14 protein-coding genes are annotated in these 17,914 nt (G+C 66.4%); 8 read left to right on the top strand and 6 right to left on the bottom strand.

Annotated features, from left to right (window positions below; genetic code table 11):
- Positions 1–6 precede the first annotated feature (6 nt).
- Complete coding sequence (locus ACQY9P_RS00715; RefSeq protein ID WP_421737166.1) at positions 7–1,611, bottom strand: flavin monoamine oxidase family protein; 1,605 nt, start codon at positions 1,609–1,611, stop codon at positions 7–9.
- A gap of 304 nt (positions 1,612–1,915) precedes the next feature.
- Between ACQY9P_RS00715 and ACQY9P_RS00710 the strand changes: the two genes are divergently transcribed.
- Positions 1,916–2,461, top strand: a complete 546-nt coding sequence (locus tag ACQY9P_RS00710; protein WP_421737167.1) for a GNAT family N-acetyltransferase — start codon at positions 1,916–1,918, stop codon at positions 2,459–2,461.
- 101 nt (positions 2,462–2,562) lie between these two features.
- On the opposite strand, the gene ACQY9P_RS00705 is transcribed toward ACQY9P_RS00710, so the two are convergent.
- On the bottom strand, positions 2,563–5,184 hold the full coding sequence (locus ACQY9P_RS00705; RefSeq protein ID WP_421737168.1) for a TonB-dependent receptor plug domain-containing protein: 2,622 nt from the start codon (positions 5,182–5,184) through the stop codon (positions 2,563–2,565).
- Positions 5,185–5,472: 288 nt separating this feature from the next.
- Positions 5,473–5,817, bottom strand: a complete 345-nt coding sequence (locus tag ACQY9P_RS00700; protein WP_421737169.1) for a hypothetical protein — start codon at positions 5,815–5,817, stop codon at positions 5,473–5,475.
- A gap of 70 nt (positions 5,818–5,887) precedes the next feature.
- On the opposite strand from ACQY9P_RS00700, the gene ACQY9P_RS00695 reads away from it, so the two are divergent.
- Positions 5,888–6,868, top strand: a complete 981-nt coding sequence (locus ACQY9P_RS00695) for a helix-turn-helix transcriptional regulator (protein ID WP_421737170.1) — start codon at positions 5,888–5,890, stop codon at positions 6,866–6,868.
- Positions 6,869–6,959: 91 nt separating this feature from the next.
- Entirely contained in the window at positions 6,960–7,397 is a 438-nt protein-coding gene (locus ACQY9P_RS00690) for a hypothetical protein (RefSeq protein ID WP_421737171.1), read from the top strand.
- Here the strand turns inward: ACQY9P_RS00690 and ACQY9P_RS00685 are convergent.
- Complete coding sequence (locus ACQY9P_RS00685) at positions 7,394–8,404, bottom strand: DNA topoisomerase IB (protein WP_421737172.1); 1,011 nt, start codon at positions 8,402–8,404, stop codon at positions 7,394–7,396. The genes ACQY9P_RS00690 and ACQY9P_RS00685 overlap by 4 nt on opposite strands.
- 66 nt (positions 8,405–8,470) lie before the next feature.
- Here ACQY9P_RS00685 and rlmJ point away from each other — a divergent pair, with 66 nt between their 5' ends.
- The 3 genes from rlmJ (at position 8,471) to phaH (ending at position 11,427) form a co-directional block, all read left to right on the top strand.
- Positions 8,471–9,301, top strand: coding sequence for a 23S rRNA (adenine(2030)-N(6))-methyltransferase RlmJ (gene rlmJ / locus ACQY9P_RS00680; RefSeq protein ID WP_421737173.1), 831 nt, complete (start codon positions 8,471–8,473; stop codon positions 9,299–9,301).
- Positions 9,298–10,575, top strand: coding sequence for a chromate efflux transporter (gene chrA / locus ACQY9P_RS00675; protein WP_421737174.1), 1,278 nt, complete (start codon positions 9,298–9,300; stop codon positions 10,573–10,575). The genes rlmJ and chrA overlap by 4 nt, the downstream gene beginning before the upstream one ends.
- 84 nt (positions 10,576–10,659) lie before the next feature.
- On the top strand, positions 10,660–11,427 hold the full coding sequence (phaH, locus tag ACQY9P_RS00670; protein WP_421737175.1) for a phasin PhaH: 768 nt from the start codon (positions 10,660–10,662) through the stop codon (positions 11,425–11,427).
- Between the two features lie 6 nt (positions 11,428–11,433).
- Here phaH and ACQY9P_RS00665 read toward each other — a convergent pair whose 3' ends face one another.
- Positions 11,434–13,479, bottom strand: coding sequence for an alpha/beta hydrolase family protein (locus ACQY9P_RS00665; RefSeq protein WP_421737176.1), 2,046 nt, complete (start codon positions 13,477–13,479; stop codon positions 11,434–11,436).
- Positions 13,480–13,691: 212 nt separating this feature from the next.
- Here ACQY9P_RS00665 and ACQY9P_RS00660 point away from each other — a divergent pair, with 212 nt between their 5' ends.
- A complete protein-coding gene (locus ACQY9P_RS00660; protein WP_421737177.1) occupies positions 13,692–16,655 on the top strand; it encodes a TonB-dependent receptor plug domain-containing protein in 2,964 nt (987 codons plus the stop codon).
- 76 nt (positions 16,656–16,731) lie between these two features.
- Positions 16,732–17,520 carry a hypothetical protein gene (locus ACQY9P_RS00655; RefSeq protein ID WP_421737178.1) on the top strand — a complete coding sequence of 263 codons (789 nt, stop codon included), beginning with the start codon at positions 16,732–16,734 and terminating at the stop codon, positions 17,518–17,520.
- 4 nt (positions 17,521–17,524) lie between these two features.
- Here ACQY9P_RS00655 and ACQY9P_RS00650 read toward each other — a convergent pair whose 3' ends face one another.
- Positions 17,525–17,842 (bottom strand): heavy metal-binding domain-containing protein, encoded by a 318-nt coding sequence (locus ACQY9P_RS00650; RefSeq protein ID WP_421737179.1) that lies wholly within the window; start codon positions 17,840–17,842, stop codon positions 17,525–17,527.
- Positions 17,843–17,914: the final 72 nt, after the last annotated feature.

The raw sequence follows: 17,914 nt of genomic DNA, 5'->3' as shown, positions 1-17,914 counted from the left end.
CGGGTTTCAGGCCTGCTGCACGCGGGCGTGGATCTTGGCGATTTGCTGCCAGGCCGACTCGATGGCCCCGGCCTGCCAACCGCCAAGGTAGCTGAGGTGTTCACCGGCGAGATAGAGCCGACCGTCGGGCTGGCACAGCAGAGGATAGGAGTCGCGGCGACCGTCCGGGCTCCATTCGGCCCAGCCGCCGAGATTGAACTCGGCCAGGTGCCAGGAGAACGAGAAGGCGTTCTCGAAGCTGTCGGTATATTCCGGGAACACCTTCTGGCCGCCGGCCACGGCGAACGCCGCGCGTTCGGCCGGGGTCTTCATGCTGATCTTCACCGCCTCGCCGCCAAACGCGTAATAGCCCAGCAGCACGCCCTTCTGGCTCTGCCAGCCGGTGGAGGGCAGGGTGATCGTGCCGATGCCGGGCATGTCGTTATAGATGTGGCCGCCATAGATGTGGTGGTTCTCCTCCCAGAACCTCGTCTTCATCTGCAGGCCGATCTTGTTGACCGGGGCGTAGGACACGCCTTCCATCGCCGCCTTGAACGGCGCCGAGGCGTCCAGGTCGATCTGCTTGAGCACGCTGAGCGGGATGGTGCAGATGCAGTAGTCGGCGGTGATCTCGCCGGTCTTGCCCGAGCCATCCTTGAACGAGACCGTCACGCCCTTGTCGGACTGCTTGATCTTCTCGACCACTGTCGAGTAGCGGATCATCGAGCCGACCTGCCTTTCGAAGCCCTTGGCGATCTGGTCCATGCCGCCGATGGGCTGCAGCATGGTGCGCTGCTGCTCGTAGCCGGTGACCGAAGACAGGACGCGCCAGGCCTTGCTGTCGAGCACGTCCTTGAACGCGAACGGCGGCAGTTGCTTGCCTGGGCCGGGATCGACGCCGGCGCCCGGATGCACCGAGAAGCCGCGACCTTCCGTGCCCGTATAGGCCAGATCCTTGGGTGACAGACGGCCCTCATTGATCATGTAGGCGATGAAGGTCTCGCGGTCGGCCGGCGACAGGGCCGCGTCCAGGTCGCCCTTGCTGGCGGCCTTGGCGATCAGCTCGGCGGCGTAGCCGCGCGCGTCGGCCGCGAGCTCGCCCTTGCGGACCGGCTTGCCGGCCAGCGGACCCTTGCCCTTCTCGAAATAGACATAGGCCGCGTCGTTGTCGTTGACGAAGCTCTCCAGCAGGACGCCAAACAGCTTGGTGTAGTGCAGGGTCGAGCGGTGGTGATACGGGATCCGCCACGGACCGTGGTTGATATACAGCCCCTCGTCGAACTCACAGGTCTGCTTGTGGCCGATCAGGTCGGTGTGCTGGAAACCCTTGCGGGCCGACTGGCAGCGGCCGCCGGCGAAGGATCGCGCTTCCAGGATCTGGACCTGATAGCCGGCCTTGCTCATTTCATAGGCCGCGGTCATGCCGGCCAGACCCGCGCCGAGGATGACGACCTTCGTCCCCTTGGCTCCGCCCGTCAGGGTGGGGGGCAGCTCGGTGGCCGACGCCATGCCAAAGCCCAGGGCGTCCATGCCCGACAGCGCCAGGGAAATCCCGCCGACCGCGGCCAGCCCTTCAAAAAACCGCCGCCGGGTGAGCACTCCGCCCGTCGCCGCGCCTTCAATCATGTCCATGAAAATCTCGCCCGCTTAAAAACCCCGACGCTTTTTGAATGCCTGTGTCGGTGGTGACGATACACGCATATCGCCTCGGTCGGACGCGTCTCCGCCGAGGTCCCGTGCATCACGAAATTTCAGGGCAACGGGCGCAACCCATTTCGAACGTGGTCCGATCTGACATGTTAGATCAGGGCGGGATGCTCCCCGCTTGGGCGCCGTGAGCGCCGCCTGTGCGAACCGTGGGCGGGCCGGAAAGATAAGCGCGTCGGGACGGAATCGGTCTTTGCCCAGTCCGCCGTCGGACGTTGAAGGAGTCTCCATGAGCGTCACCCCAGCCCCCCTCCGCCTGCGTCTGGCCCGTCACGAGGACATGCCTGTTCTGTCGGCCCTGATGGACGCGGCGATCGGCGCGCTGCTTCAGGGATTTCTGCCGCCCGAGGGGGTGAAGGCCTCGTATGAGATCATGGGCCTGGACACCCAATTGATCAGCGACGGGACCTATTTCGTGGTCGAGGATGGCGATGCGATCGCCGGTTGCGGCGGCTGGAGCCGGCGCGCCACGCTGTTTGGGGGCGATCATTCGGCCGGACGCGACGCGGCCGTTCTGGACCCGGCGCGAGACGCCGCGCGGGTGCGGGCGATGTACACCCATCCCGATCACACCCGCAAAGGTGTGGGGCGGATGGTGCTGGCGGCCTGCGAGGCGGCGGCGGCGGCCGAGGGCTTCACCCGCTGCGAACTGGCCGCGACCCTGGGCGGCGAGCCGCTGTACCGCGCCTGCGGCTATCACGACATCGAGCCCTTCACGGCGGCGACGTCCAGCGGCTACGCGGTGCCCCTGATCCGGATGGGCAAGGCCCTGTAAAACGCGCGACCGACGGCGGGGAGGGCGGCCAGCCTGACTGGTCGCAACGCAAAAGGGCCAGGCTTTCGCCTGGCCCTTCCGTTGTGGCTGGATCGCGAACCCTAGAAGGTCGCGGTGGCCTTCAGGTACCAGAAGCCGCCCTGCCAATCGGTGACCGAGTCCGAGCGATAGATGCGGCCGTTGGTGGCCGACTCGCCGGTCTTGTCGGGATCGGGATAGTTGGCGAACAGGTTCCGGGCCCCGACCGAGACCGTGTAGGCGTCGGTCGCCTTGTAGCTGAACTCGGTGTCGACGAAGACTTCCGGATCCCACTTCTGGACGATCGGGTTGGCGACGCTGAACTGGTTCTTGTACGGCCCCCAGATATTGGCGCGGACGACGGCCTTCAGCTTGCCGACCTCATGGCTGGCCGACAGGACCGAGCGCCAGCGGGGCTGGGCGTTCTCGAAGTCGAAGACCCCTTCGGCGTCGAAGAACTGCGCCGAGAAGACCTTGTCGATCTTGAACTTGTTGTAGTTGCCGCTGGCCGTGAAGCTGGTCGACTGGCCGTTGGCCCAGTTGACCTTGTAGGTGGCGACGACGTCGACGCCGGTGGTCGTGGAGTCGAAGGCGTTCTGATAGAACTGCACCTGGCCGATGGTGTCGGCGCCGGGCACGCTGGCCGCCAGCAGGGCCGCCTTGATGGTCGCCGTCACCGTGATCGGGGTGGTGGCGTAGAACTGGTCCTTGATCTTGATGCTGTAGGCGTCGACCGTCAGGCTCAGGCCATCGATCGGCGAGGCGGTGAAGCCGGCCGCGATGTTCAGCGACTTTTCGGGCTTCAGGACCTTGGCGCCCATGAACTGGGCCACCGGGTTGGTGGCCGGGAACAGGCCCGAGGCGATGATCGCGCCATTCTCGACGCGGGTCGAGACGTTGGTCGTGAACAACTGGCCCGGGGTCGGCGCGCGGAAGCCGGACCCGATCGAGGCGCGAACCCCGAACTTATCGTTGATCTGGTACTGCGTTGCGAGCTTGCCGTTCCAGGTGCTGCCGAAGTCAGAGAAGTGCTCGCCACGAACGGCGGCGTCCACGTACCAGGCCTCGGTGACGTTGGCCGAGGCTTCGGCGTAACCGGCGTAGGAGTCGCGGGTCAGCTTGCCGGCATAGGCCGGGGGCGAACCCGGGGCGCCGTTCGAGCCCACCGCCAGGGCGTTGTAGGTCGGTTCGATGCCGGCGAAGCCGTCGGCGTCGCTGGACAGGTAGTTGGCGCAGTTCAGGCCGGCGGTGGCCGGCAGGGCCAGGCCGGCGGCGGTCGCGGTGTGGGTCGTGGTGTTGCAGAAGCCGTACGGGTTGGGCACGGCATAGGTGCCCGCGACGTAGGAGGGCACGTCGCCCGCGCCGATCTCGTAGCCTTCCTTGCGGTATTCGGCGCCGAAGTTCAGCGTGATCGGGGTGTTCAGGCCGGCCACGGCGTAGTCATAGGCGAAGTCGGCGTTGGCGGCCGATTCCGTCGAGATCAGCGAGCCGACATAGAACGACTTTGGCGAGGCCGGACCCATCGACGGGTTGACGGTGTCCCACAGGGTGTAGACCAGCTTGTCGTTGCCGTAGCGGCCGCTGAAATCATACTGCAGGCCGTTGCTCAGCTTGCCCTTGAGGCCGCCGGTCAGGCTGTAGTCGGTGATGTTGCCGCCGAACATCGGCGTGAAGCCGGCCGGGAAGATCGAGCTGAACAGGAAGATCGAGCCGTCCTTCTGACGGATCGGCGTGGCGTTGACCGCGTTGCTGACCGGCGGACGATAGTTGAAATACTCGGTCGCCTTGCTCTTCGAATAGTTGGCGAAGGCGTAGAGCGACATCGTGTCGGAGATGTCGTAGCCGGCGTTGACCACGCCGCGCAGGGCTTCGGCGTCGGGCTGACCCCACTTCTGCACATAGTCGGTGATCAGGGCGCCATACGACGGATTGGCCGCCGCATAGCTGGTGACGCAGAAGCCGGCCGACTGGTTGGGAATGCCGACGTTGCAGTACTGCTTGCCGCGATTGACCTGGTTCTGGCTGGTGTATTCGAACGTGCCGTTGACGAAGCCGCTGTCGCCGAGCGGAACGCCCAGATTGCCGGTCACCAGCACGTCTTCACCGTCGCCCAGATAGAACTGGCCGTATTGTGCGGTCAGCGAACCGCCGCTGGGGCTGTCCTTCAGCTGGAAGTCGATGACGCCGGCGATGGCGTCCGAACCGTACTGCGCGCCGGCGCCGTCACGGGTGACGACCACGTTCTTGAGGGCCGAGGCGGGGATGGTCGCCGCGTCGGGCGCCTGCGAGCCGGTGCCGCCGATGCTGACCAGGGCCGAACGGTGGCGGCGCTTGCCATTGACCATGAACAGGGTCTTGTCGGTGGGCAGGCCGCGCAGCGAGGCGGGGCGGATGAAGGTGGCGCCGTCCGAGATCGGCTCGCGAGCCAGGGTATAGGACGGGACCAGCGTCTTCAGAATGTCGTTGGTGTCGGTGAAGGCCGCCGATTTCAGGTCGCCTTCGCTGAAGGAGTCGACGGGAACCGCGCTGTCGAGAACCGTGCGGGGCTTGCCGCGCGCCGTGACGACCACGGTTTCGATTTCGGAAGCGGTATCCACCGCAGGATCGGCCGGATTTTCGGCGGCCTGTGCCGTAATAGAGTATCCAATAGTAACGCACATCGCAGAAATACCTGCGAGCAGAGTCGTTTTAAAACGCCGATTCATTAAGAGCCCCCTTATTTCATTTATCAACGCACGATTGATTCCTTCTCCAAGACGCTTCTCTCCCGATGATTTGTTGTTTTTGGCACTAACGCTGGTTTTCACTCGGACTTTGCCGACCGATTACAGCGTGGTGCCAACTGGATCGCTTCGGCAATGGGGGGCAGCCGGAAGAAACGGTCACATGAACGCACGACGGCCTCGGCGCCCCTTTGGGTGGCGTCGAGACCGCATTTTTAGGCAGAACGTTGCTCTTTCGTTACCCAGATTGGGGTGTGGCGTGACGTTAGGTCAGGCGACGAGGCGCTCTGGGACCGGTTCGTGCGTCTCCGTCTCGAACAGGTCGAACGCGTCTTCCCAGGCCGCCAGGCGTGAGTCGCGCAGTTCGGCGTCGTCGATGATGCGGATGATCTGATCCTCGCGATCGTTCCAGACCACGCCCAGGTCAATAACGCGCTCGGCGTCCCGACCCAGCAACAGGATGACGTCCGCGCGGGCGGCGCGTTCGGGGCTGATGCGCATCAGGGTGCGTCCCGCGCCGAGGTCACGGTGGATATCGGCGAACGCCAGAACCGCGGAAATCATGGGCGCGTTGACGGGAGCGATGGCCCAGGCAGGGCAGGCAAAGCGGGACATGAACGTCTCCTTGGTTCGACCAGAGCTAAATGCACGTGCGGTGCGCCAGAAACGGTCGTATGGAGAACGTATGAGGCACGAAAAGGCTGCGAGACTGCTCGACCTGGCCCGCATGCTGGCGGGCTCGGCCGAAGGCATGACCCTGGACGAGATGGCCCAGGCGCTTGAGGTGGGGCGTCGCACCGCCGAGCGGATGCGCGACGCCGTCTGGGCCGCCTTCCCGCAGATGGAGGTGGTGGAAGATCCGCCCACCCGGCGTTTCCGCATCCCGGCGGGGCTGGATGGCCTGTTCCAGACGCCGACCGCCGAGGAGCTGGCGGCGCTTCGGACGGCGGCGGATTCCTACAAGGCGTCCGGCGCCGAGGGGCGGGCCTCTTCGCTCTATGCGCTGGAGCGAAAGCTGCTGTCGGCTCTGCGCGGATCCGCCCGCCGCAAGGTGGCCCCCGATGTCGAGGCGCTGGTCCAGGCCGAGACCATCGGCGTGCACGCGGGACCAAGGCCCTATGAGGACGAGACGGCGCTGGCGGCCATCCGCGCGGCCATCAAGGGGCTGAGCGCCCTGGCCTTCCGCTATGACGGCGGCAGCACGCCGGGCCGCGTCCGCGAAGTGACGCCGCTGGGCATCCTGTTCGCCCGCAGCAACTATCTGGTGGCGCTGGAGGGGGACGATCCGCGTCCGCGCTCCTGGCGGCTGGACAAGATGAAGGCGCTGCGCGTGCTCGACCGGGCGGCCGCGCCGCCGGAGGACTTTTCATTGCAGGCCTTCGCCGATGAAAGTTTCGGCATCTATCACGGAGCCATCGAGGACGTGGTGCTGCGCATCCGCCCCGACCGCGCCGAGGACGCCCTGCGCTGGCGCTTCCATTCCACCCAGACCGTTCGTCCGGAACCCGATGGCTTCGTGACCGTCGCCTTCCGCGCCGCCGGGATGCTGGAACTGGCCTGGCACCTGTTCACCTGGGGCGACGGAGTGGAGATCGTCTCGCCGCCCAGCCTGCGCGCGCTGATGGTCACCGAGTTGCGCCGCGCGCTCGCCGCCCACGAGGCCTAGTCACGGTCCAGCCCTGACCATGACCTGACAGGTAATTGTCCGCGCGCCGCGTCTGGCTACGGTGCTTCAAACGCAGCGAAAGGGACGGAAGATGTCGGTGTTCTGGCGAAACTGGATGACGGGATGGTGCTGGGCGGTGGGCGTGTTCGGCGTCGTGCTGGCGGGCGCGGGTCTGGACGTCACGAGCGGTCCGGTCCGCCTGGTCTTCGCGCTGCTGCAGGGCCCAGAGGCCTTGGTGCTGAACGCCCAGATGCGATTCAGCGTGGCCCTGATGGGCGCCGTGACGATAGGCTGGAGCATCACCCTGATGGCGGCGATCAAGGCCGCCCAGCAGTTGGGCGCGGCGGGCCGGTCGACCTGGGTGGGCGTGATCGTCAGCGTGGTGAGCTGGTACGTGATCGACAGCAGCCTCTCGATCGCCACCGGCTTTGGCGTCAACGCGATCTCCAATACGCTGTTCCTGGCGGCCTTCCTCCTGCCCATGGCGCGCAGCGGCGTGTTGCGCTCGACACCCGCGACCCCGTCCTAGGCGGTGACCAGGCGCAGCAGGGCCAGCTCGCTGGCCCTGGCCGAAGCGCTTCCTGATCTGGGCAATGTCCCCGCCTCATAGGCGGCCAGCACGCGGGGATGGATATAGGCCGCGCGGCAGACCGCCGGGGTGTTGCCTAGCAGTCCGGCCACGGCCTTGACGCACGTGTTGACCGCGCGCTTGGCGTCGGTCTTCGACGTGGCGGGCGGCGTGGCCCGAAGGCCCTTCAAGGCCGCTAGCGATCCGGCCCAGGTGCGAAAGTCCTTGGCGGAGAACTCGGCCCCGCAGGCGGCGCGGATGTAGTCGTTGACGTCGCTGGACTCGATGGCCCGCCGCTGGCCGTCCTCATCGACATATTTGAACAGGCGCTGCCCCCGCAGGTCCTGGCAGGCCCGGATGATCCGGGCCAGGCGCCGATCCTGAAAGCCCGTCCTGTGGGTCTTGCCGCTCTTGCCGCGAAACTCGAACACCGCGCCTCCGCTGGCCAGGCGCAGGTGGCGCTTCTGCAACGTCGTCAGGCCATAGCTCTTGTTGGTGCGGGCATATTCCTCGTTGCCCACCCGGATCAGGGTCAGCTCCAGCAGGCGGACCACCGCCGCCAGCACCTTCTCGCGGGGCAGGCCGCGCCGGGCCAGGTCGGCCTCGACCCGTTTGCGCAGGCGGGGCAGGGCGCGACCGAACGCGGCCATCCGCTCGAACTTCTTGATATCGCGGTCGGCTCGCCAGTCGGGGTGATAGCGATACTGTTTGCGGCCCCTCTGATCGCGGCCGACCGCCTGGATGTGGCCGAGGGGATTGGGGCAGATCCAGACCTCGGTCCAGGCGGGCGGGATGGCCAGGGCCCTGATGCGGGCCAGCGTCGCCTCATCCTTCAGCGCCTTGCCGTCTTCCCCCACATAGTCAAAGCCGGACGCGGCGGTCCGTCGCCTCAGACCGTTGTGGTGGTCGTCGCAATAGACCAGGCCAGAGTCGTCGATCGGCGCGATGTGCTGTGTGTCGCGGGCCATGCCTGCCTCCCTATCGACCAGCAACGTGATAGAGGAAGCGCCGGTTCCAGGAGCCCCAAGTCAGACATGAACTATCGCCACGCCTTTCACGCCGGCAATTTCGCGGACCTGCAGAAGCACGCCATCCTGCTGGCCCTGCTGGAGGCGCTGAAGGCTCAGACGCCAACGCTTTCGGTGATCGACACCCACGCGGGCGCGGGGGGCTATGACCTCGGCGGCGAGATGGCGCGGCGCTCGGGCGAGGCCGAGGCGGGCATCTTTCGTCTGATCGAGTCCGGCGACGCTCCGGCTGTCTTCGCGCCGCTGATCGCCCGATTCCGGGCCATGAATGGCGGACAGGATGGGCCGCTCTATCCCGGCTCGCCGCTGCTGATCGCCGGGGGCCTGCGTCGCGACGACCGCTATACCGCCTGCGAGCTTCGGGACGACGACTTCGACCTGCTGCGCCGATCCCTGGCGCCCTACGCCTTCGCCCAGGCCTCAAAGGCCGACGGCTTCGAGACGGCGGCGGCCAGGGCGGGCCGGGGAGGGCGGGCCTTCGTGCTGATCGACCCGCCGTTCGAACGTCCCGACGACTATGGCCGCATCGTGGGGGTGACCCGCGACGTGCTGGCGCGTGATCCAGACGCCGTCCTGGCGATCTGGACGCCCCTGAAGGACCTTGAAACCTTCGATGCCTTCATCCGCGCCCTCGAAACTGTCACGGATGATGCGCTAGTCGCCGAGGTCAGGCTCCGCCCTCTGCTGGACCCGATGAAGATGAACGGAAGCGCCATGGTCATGGTCGGGGCCCCCGCCAGTATCGAACCGGCTGTCGCCGCCGCCACCGAATGGATCGTCCAGCGGCTGGGCCAGAAGGGCGGCTCGGCGCGTATCTGGCGGACCAAGGCGGCGTGAGCCGGTCCGCGCCGCGTTTTGGCGAGGCTTTGCGGGTCTGGCTGAAGGTCGGTTGCCTGGGCTTTGGCGGTCCGGCCGGTCAGATCGCCCTCCTGCATAAGGCGGTGGTCGAGGAAAAGGGCTGGATCGACGAGGCGCGCTTCGCCCACGCGCTGAGCTTCTGCATGCTGCTGCCCGGGCCCGAGGCCCAGCAACTGGCCGTCTGGCTGGGGTGGCGCCTGCATGGCGTTCGCGGCGGGATCGCGGCCGGGCTGCTGTTCGTTCTGCCTGGCCTGCTGGTGATGCTGGGCCTGTCGGCGCTCTACATGGCGCATGGGCGGTCCGAATGGGCCGGTCCGGTGCTGATGGGACTGAAGGCGGCGGTCGTGGCGCTGGTGGCCCAGGCCGTGATCCGCATGGGCGGACGGACGATCCGCGATCGCGCCGCCCTGGTGGTGGCGATCCTGGCCTTCGTGGCCCTGACCTTCACCCGCCTGCCGTTCCCGCTGCTGATCCTGGTCGCGGGCGCGACGGGATGGCTGCTGGGCAATGGCAGGGTTGGCGAGGCCGGAGAGCCGGAGCCGCGACGCGGTCTCTGGAAGACGGTCGCGCTGTGGCTTGTGATCTGGCTGGCGCCGGTCGGCGTGGCGCTGCTGATCGCGCCCCAGTCCGTGATCGCCCGCATGGGTCTGGTGTTCAGCGGCCTGGCCGTGGTCAGTTTCGGCGGCGCCTATGCGGCCCTGGCCTATCTCGGGCAGATGGCGTCCAGCCTCGGCTGGCTGACGCCGGGCCAGATGCTGGATGGACTGGGACTGGCCGAGACCACGCCCGGACCCCTGGTTCTGGTCTTCACCTTCGTGGGTTTTGTCGGCGCCTATCAGGCCGCGACGCCCCAGTGGGCCTGGGTCGCCGGCGTGGCCGGCGGCTTGATGGCGGCCTGGACCACGTTCGCGCCGTCCTTCCTGTGGATCTTCGCCGGCGGACCGTTCTTTGAACGCCTTCGCGCCCGGCCCCGGCCGGCCCGGGCCCTGGCGATGGTCTCGGCGGCGGCGGTTGGCGTCATCGGCCAGCTGGCGGCATGGTTCGCCACCCACTATCTGTTCCGGACCGGAGAGACATTCTCCAGCGGCGTCTTCCAGGTGACCGTTCCCGACATGTCCAGTCTGGATCAGACGGCGCTGGGTCTGACGGTTCTGGCCTTGGCCCTGACCTTCGCTTTAAGGCTTCCCGTGCTGGCTCTGGTGGCGGCGATGGTCGCGGCGGGCCTGGCCCTGAGGGTGGTCGGACTAACTTGACGTAGGGGCAACATTTTCGCACTTGCGAATGTGGGATCTGTGTTATGCTGCGCTGCACAAATCGCGGTTGCCGGAGCGCGCGCCATGGTTTCTTCCTCATCCTTCCTTTCCGAGTTCAAGACTGATCGGGTCGACCCCGAAGCAGGGCCTCGCCTGATGGTCGGCGCGGCCTCGCCCTTGTGGCTGGTCTTCGGCGGCGCGGCCGCCGCGGGGGCTACATGGTGGTGGTGGGCGTCGCGCTGGCGTCAGGCCGTCAACCTGGAAGCCCTCGCCGGTTCCACGCCCGAAGCGCTCGCGCCGGAACCGCTGGCGCTCACGGCTGTCGAGACGGTCGAGACGCCGTTCGAGGCGGTGGTTGAGCCCCTGGAACAGGTGAGCCCGGCCACGCTGGAAGCGGTCGAGGAGGTCGTCGAAGTCGCCAATGATGTCACCGTCGAGACCGCCGGCGAAGCGCTTGAAGCGGTCGAGGAGACCATCGACGCCGCCGCGGCTGAAACGGTCGAAGTGGTCGAGGCTGTCGCCGAGACGGTTCCAGAGACCCTCGAGCCCCTCGTCGTGGCGTCGGTCGAAGCAGACGAACCCCTCGCGGTTCCGGACGCCGTGGACGTCGTGGCCGAGGCGCCGCTCGCCTTGGTCGCCGCGGAGATCGATGACCTGACCCGCCTGGTCGGCATTGGTCCCAAGCTGGCGGCTTCGCTGAGCGAGCTGGGTGTCACCCGCTTCAGCCAGATCGCGGGCTGGACATCCGAAGACCTCAAGTCGATCGACGAGTTGCTCAACCTCAAGGGCCGCGCCGATCGCGACGCCTGGATCGCCCAGGCCAAGCGCCTCGTCGGCGCCCTGGAAGCCTGACCCGAGCTAGCGGGGCTCGGGGGCGCCGATGCCCCCGGCGCCGCACTCGGTGTTCAGGTACTTCTCGATCTCGACCAGTTGGAGTTCGACCATGGCCGGCTCCATGGTGGTCAGCTGGTGGCCCATGTCCTTGATCTCCAGGTAGCGGTAAGGCTTGCCCGCGGCCTTCAGGGCCTCGGCGAACTTTCGCGACTGCCTGACGTCGACGGTCTGGTCGCGGTCGCCGTGATAGATCAGCAGCGGAATCTGCGCCTCCCGGGCGTGCTCCAGGGCGTCCAGGCCCCTGATCGTCGGGTTCTGGAATTCGCGTTGCAGGCGGTCGTCGAAGGTGGCGCGCTTGATGCTGGCCAGATCGCCGGCGCCGGCGCCAGAGATCGCGCAGCGATAGAGGCCGTTGGGGCGGATCGCGGCCGCCAGCGCGGCGTAGCCGCCATAGGAATAGCCGAACATGGCCACCTTGCCGGGGGCGGCGATCTTCTGGTCGATCAGAAACTGGACGCCGTCGTCCTTGTCGTCCTGCATCTTCTGGCCCCACTCGCCGTCGCCGGCGCGCCAGAGCTTCTGGCCCCAGCCTTCCGAGCCCCGGAACTGGGGTTGCAGCACCGCGTAGCCCCGGCTGGCGAAATACTGCACCCAGCCGGCCGGATCCCAGTCCAGGTCGTCGCGCGCCCAAGGGCCGCCATGCGGTTCAACCAGGGTGGGATAGGGGCCAGGGCCATACTTGTCGGCGGGCGGGGTGGTCAGGAACGCGGGGATCTGCTGGCCGTCGCGGGCCTTGTATTCGACCAGCCGCGTAGTTCCCAGGGCGGCGGTATCCAGATCCGGCCGGGCCTTGCCCAGCAGGGTCAGGGCGCCCGACTTGTCGAGCAAGTAGTACTCGCCGGGATTGGACGGCCCGGTCTTGACCACGATGAAGTGCGACCGGTCCTCGGACCAGCTGGTGATCGCCGCGTCCGCGCCGTCGGCCACCGGCAGGCGGGCGGCGGCGCCGGAACCCGGATCGATCCAGTTGACCGTCGTCGTCTTCAGGCCCAGCGCCGCGCGCAGGCTCTTGTCGAGCGCGGCGAAGCTCTCGTCGGTCCAGTAGACCTTGTTGGTGGGGCCGGCATAGGAAAAGCCCAGGACCTGGCCATAGTCGGCGGCGACGGTTGACAGCACCACGCCGCCGGCGTCGAACAGCTTGTGCTCCAGCAGTGGCTCGACCACCTGGCGGGCCTTGATGTCGTAGACATACAGCCCGGCCTTGTCCCGGCCCTTGCTGGAAGAGATATAGATGATGTTCGGATCGCTGGTGAAACCGGCGATCGAGACCGGCTCGCGGTCCTTGGCGTACCAGCGGAAGTGCTCGGACCATTCGTCGGTCACCGGATCGCGAAGCCATTGGGCGAAATAGACCGCGCCGTTGTCGTAGTTGACCTCCTGCCGCGCGCGGATCTGGCCCTTCAGGTCGGTGCGGAAGCCGCTGAACTGGTCAGAGCCCCGCATCAGCCGCTCGGTCGCGCCCGAATAGATGTCCAGCTTGAGGATATCGCCACGGGTGTCGGGGCGCAGGTCGGTCACAACCACGCGGCGGGGGTCGGCGGGCAGGAAGTCGATGATGGCCGCATCGTCGAACTTGGCGGCGAAGGCCTCGGTTTCCGATCGGGCCGGGCCGTCCGGCAGCAGGCTGGTCCAGGCCTTGCCCTGCAGGTCCGAGACATACTGGCGGTTCAGATGGCCCTTCCACGCGCCGGTCGTGAAGGTCTGGATGGTGTTAACCAGCAGCCGGTCGTTCTTCAGGAACCTGACGCCGAGGATCCGGACCTTCTGGGCCGAGATCGTCGTGGGCGGCTTGTCCAGGGCGTCGGTGCTCCACACCGCGATGGTGGGACTTTGACCGTTGGCCGAGGTCAGGGCGACGATATGCTTCCCATCGCGAGAAATCTGGACATCGCTGATGGCCGGCGGGTCTGAAAACGCCTTTGCGGAGAGCGGCGCGCCGCGCGAGGTTCCCGGACCGGCGGCGACCAGCAGGGCGATGGTCGCGAAAAGCGGGCGTGGATCGAATTTCACGGGAAGCTCCAGAGCGGCGAGGCGCCGCAGGATCGGGCAACTGCGTGCTCCGGGCAACACCAAGTCTGAATTGTGACGCGAACACGACACGAAAGTTGCGGCGCACATCCCAAACGCGCTCTCTTGTACCCTGCGGTAAAACATCACACGCCAAGTCTGGGCAGTGGGTCGAGGTTACCGCTCTATGTGAAGCTCGGGAGGCGTTATCGCTAATGTCCAGTCATCGTAAGTATCTTCTTGCCTCCACGGTCATCGCCGGGCTGGCCGCCAGCGTCCTGGCTCCGGCTGCGGCGTTCGCGCAAGCCGCCGCGCCGCTGAAGACCACCGACGAGCAACCCAAATCTGACGCCACCGAGGTCGAGGCCCTGATCGTCACCGGCTCGCGCATCAAGCGCAGCGAGTTCAACAGCCCCGATCCGATCCAGGTGATCAGCGCCGAGCAGGGCAAGCTGAAGGGCATTTCGAGCGCCGCCGGCCTGCTGCAGACGTCCACGATCGCGTCGGGCTCGCCGCAGATCACGTCGGCGATCTCCAGCGCCTTTGTCACCGACGGCGGCCCCGGTTCGGAAACCGTGTCGTTGCGCGGCCTCGGCGCCAATCGCACCCTGGTGCTGGTCAATGGTCGTCGCACCGGTCCCGCCGGCGTGCGCGGCGGCGTCTCGGCCGTCGACCTGAACGTCATCCCCGCCTCGGCCATCGACCGCATCGACATCCTGAAGGATGGCGCCTCGTCGATCTACGGCTCGGACGCCGTGGCCGGCGTGGTCAACATCATCACCAAGCGCGACACCGACGGCATCGAGCTGGACGCCTTCTTCAGCCAGCCCCAGAAGCATGGCGGCGAGCAGTCGCGCGGCAGCCTCAGCTGGGGCAAGACCTTCGATCGCGGCTTCTTCAACCTGTCCTACGAGTATTCGAAGACGGCGGAGCAGACCAACGGCGATCGCAGCTACACCAACTGCGGCCGGCAATACATCACCGACTCCAGCGGCAAGCGTAAGGACACGATCGATCCGCGCACCGGCAAGGTCCAGTGCCGCGACCTGGCCTATGACCAGATCTGGCTCTACGACTTCAGCTTCGGCGGCATCGCCGGCAAGCTGCAATATGACTACGACGGCAAGCTGGGTTCGCTGATTCCCCAGATCCCGACCGGTCAGGCGGCCAACTATCCGGGCGTTCCGGCCGGCTTCTACACCGTCGGCTACAGCACCGATCCCTCGGCGCCCGACCGCGGCGTGCAGGACCTGAACAGCCCGTTCAATCTGGCCCAGTCGCTGACCCCGCGCAACGAGCGCAACACCGTCTACGCTCAGGGCTCGTTCGACATCACCGACAGCGTCGAAGCCTATGGCGAAGTGCTGCTGAACCGTCGCGCCACCAAGACTAACGGCTATCGCCAGTTCTGGAGCTACTTCTATACCGGCGACTATGACCCGTTCTCGGCCGGCTTCACCGGTGACTTCATCCTGTCGCCGACCCCGGTCACCAACCTCAACCGTTCGGGCCAGCGCGTCGACTACCAGCGCTATGTCGGCGGCTTCCGCGGCGACTTCGGCAAGATCGATTTCCTGAAGGGCTGGGACTGGGACATCTTCACCCAGTACAGCCACTCCAAGGGCGCCTACTCGCAGGACGTGATCCTGAAGGACGCCGTCGACATCGCCGCGTTCCGCACCGGTTCGTGCATCGGCCAGGTGACGCCGATCAGCAAGAAGTCCTGCGTGGACGTCAGCTGGGTCACGCCCGACTTCCTGGCCGGCAAGTACACGGCGGCTGAACAGGCGTTCCTGTTCGACACCGAGACGGGCAAGACCACCTACAAGCAACTGGTGTTCGAAGGCTCGGCCTCGGGCAACCTGTTCAAGCTGCCGGCCGGTCCGGTGGGCGCCGCCGTCGGCTTCCACTACCGCAAGGACTCGATCAACGACACGCCAGGCGCGATCACCCAGTCCAATAACGTCTGGGGCTCGTCGACCGCAGGCATCACCAAGGGCGACGACCTTGCGCGCGAACTGTTCGGCGAACTCAGCGTTCCTCTGCTGAAGGACCTGCCCTTCGCCGAGAACGTCGAACTGTCGCTGTCGGGCCGCCATACCAAGGTCAACAGCTACGGCAAGGACGACACCTACAAGCTGGGTCTGAACTGGCAGATCATTCCGTCGCTGCGCCTGCGCGCCACCAAGGGCACCTCGTTCCGCGCGCCGGCCCTGTTCGAACTCTACAAGAATAAGGAAACCAGCTTCCTGTCGCAACGCGCGGTCGACCCGTGCATCAACTGGGCCCAGAACCTGTCCCAGGGTCTGATCCCGCAATATGTGGCCAATAACTGCTCGGCCGCAGGCGTTCCCGGCGCCTACTCCGGCGCGGGCGCGTCGGCCACGATCACGGCGGGCGGCGGCAAGGGTCGTCTGGAGGCCGAAACCTCCAAGGCGGTCACCTATGGCGTGATCTGGACCCCCAGCTTCGCCGACCTCAACGTGGCGGTCGACTACTTCGACATCAACGTCACCAACGAAGTCACCCAGCTGGGCGCGGCCCGGATCGTCTCGGGCTGCTATCGCTCGCTGTCGTTCCCGACCGACCCGCTGTGCAGCCTGTTCACCCGCAATTCGGGTTCGCACCTGATCACCAGCATCACCGACAACTACATCAACATCGCCGAGCAGGGTAACCGCGGCATCGACCTGACCGTCCGTTATGGTCAGCAACTGCCCTGGGACACCAAGCTGACGGTCGACCTGCAATCGACCTGGCAACTGGAAGACACCACCGCGCTGTTCGCGGGCACGGTGGTCGACAGTAATGGCTTCGTGGGTGACCCGGACTGGACCGGCCAAGTCGACTTCCGCTTCCAGCGCGGCGACTGGACCGCCCTGTGGGGCGTCAACATGGTGGGCAAGGCTTCCGACGCCGAGGACTATGCGGACGCCAACCCCACCCGCACGACGTTCTACAAGATCCACACCGAGTTCACGGCCTATCACAGCCTGTCGCTGCAGAAGAAGTTCGACGAATGGACCCTTCTGGGCGGCGTAGCCAACCTGTTCAACGAGACGCCTCCGGCGGTCTCGCTGAGCCAGGGCAACTACAACACGGTGGGGGCTTCGGTCTTCTCGTCGCAGTATGACTACATCGGCCGCCGCATGTTCGTGAACATCACGGCGCGCTTCTAGTCTCGGTCCATTGCGCTAACATCGACGGCGGCGGGGCGACCCGCCGCCGTTTTTGCGTACCCAGGGAGTGTCTCGCGTGAACGCCATCATCCGGGGCAAGCCCGACAATCTGGACGAGATCGGCCTGCGCTTTGATCGCGCGACCCTTTCGACGCCAGTCTATCTCAACAGCGTGCCCAAGGCCGGCACCCACCTGATCCGCAATATCCTGCGGATGTTCGTCGCGCCCGAGCAGCACTGGCGGCGCGAATACATCCAGCACGCCATCCTGCGACAGTACGCGGCGGACGCCTTCTCTGCGGCCAGGCCGATGATCAGCTGGGGCCACATGCTGTTCTCGGACGAGTCAGCGATCGCCCTGCGCGACGTGCGCCACATCGTGCTGGTGCGCGATCCCTATGACTGGGTGCTGGCGCGGGCGCGCTTCTACCTGTCCGACGAATTCCAGGGCAACCTGAACCACATCAAGAACGGCGGCGCCGCGATCGAGGACGTGATCATGATGATGATCCTGGGCGCGCACGGCCGCGTGCCCGACCTGAAGGACATCTTCAGCATGAACGCCGTGGCCTGGATGGGCTCCAGCGCGGTCATCGTGCGCTACGAGGATATCGTCGACAGCCTCAACGACCTGGGGTCGAAGCGGGCCGAGGCCTTCTTCGGCAAGCTGCTGGCCGACTGCGGCCTGGACCTGCCCGCCGACTGGCGCGACCGCGTCGAGGCCGGCGCGGACCGCCGCGAAAGCCGCACGGCCAGCGAGAACCTGAACATCACGGCGGAACTGCCCAAGACGCTGTCGGACGTTCACAAGCGGGTGGTGGATTTCCACGCGCCCGGCCTGCGGGCGCTGCTGGGCTACGCTTGAGGCCCTAAAGAACCACCGCCGTGCCCGACACCGAGACCATCATCATCGAGCCGTTAGGGCCGACGGTGTTGTAGTCGAGGTCGACGGCCAGGATGGCGTTGGCGCCCAGCTTCTCGGCTTCCTTGACCAGGTTGTTCAGGGCGTCCTCGCGGGCGCGGGCCAGGACCCGCTCATAGGACTTGGAATGGCCGCCGATGAAGTCGCGGATGGCCGCCATCAGGTCCAGCACCACGTTCGCGCCAAGGATCGACTGGGCGTAGATCGCGCCCTTGTAGTCCTGAACCGGCCGACCTTCGATGAAGGGCGTGGTCGAGATGAGCATGAAAAACCCCTGTGCGACGCGCACGCCAACGTCCTTAACTTAGGCGCAAATGCCGCTGTTGCCGAGAGGCTC

This window comes from Caulobacter sp. (assembly GCF_965279145.1).
Classification (GTDB): domain Bacteria; phylum Pseudomonadota; class Alphaproteobacteria; order Caulobacterales; family Caulobacteraceae; genus Caulobacter.
Note: the sequence above shows the minus strand (reverse complement) of the source record. Positions and strands in the feature narration are given on the sequence as shown.

Bases quoted from the DNA above. Each gene is read 5' to 3' on its own strand.
- ACQY9P_RS00660 (WP_421737177.1), top strand. From the start codon at position 13,692: ATGTCCAGTCATCGTAAGTATCTTCTTGCCTCCACGGTCATCGCCGGG.
- ACQY9P_RS00715 (WP_421737166.1), bottom strand. From the start codon at position 1,611: ATGGACATGATTGAAGGCGCGGCGACGGGCGGAGTGCTCACCCGGCGG.
- ACQY9P_RS00710 (WP_421737167.1), top strand. From the start codon at position 1,916: ATGAGCGTCACCCCAGCCCCCCTCCGCCTGCGTCTGGCCCGTCACGAG.
- ACQY9P_RS00705 (WP_421737168.1), bottom strand. From the start codon at position 5,184: ATGAATCGGCGTTTTAAAACGACTCTGCTCGCAGGTATTTCTGCGATG.
- ACQY9P_RS00685 (WP_421737172.1), bottom strand. From the start codon at position 8,404: ATGGCCCGCGACACACAGCACATCGCGCCGATCGACGACTCTGGCCTG.
- ACQY9P_RS00650 (WP_421737179.1), bottom strand. From the start codon at position 17,842: ATGCTCATCTCGACCACGCCCTTCATCGAAGGTCGGCCGGTTCAGGAC.
- phaH (WP_421737175.1), top strand. From the start codon at position 10,660: ATGGTTTCTTCCTCATCCTTCCTTTCCGAGTTCAAGACTGATCGGGTC.
- rlmJ (WP_421737173.1), top strand. From the start codon at position 8,471: ATGAACTATCGCCACGCCTTTCACGCCGGCAATTTCGCGGACCTGCAG.
- ACQY9P_RS00695 (WP_421737170.1), top strand. From the start codon at position 5,888: ATGAGGCACGAAAAGGCTGCGAGACTGCTCGACCTGGCCCGCATGCTG.
- ACQY9P_RS00700 (WP_421737169.1), bottom strand. From the start codon at position 5,817: ATGTCCCGCTTTGCCTGCCCTGCCTGGGCCATCGCTCCCGTCAACGCG.
- ACQY9P_RS00690 (WP_421737171.1), top strand. From the start codon at position 6,960: ATGTCGGTGTTCTGGCGAAACTGGATGACGGGATGGTGCTGGGCGGTG.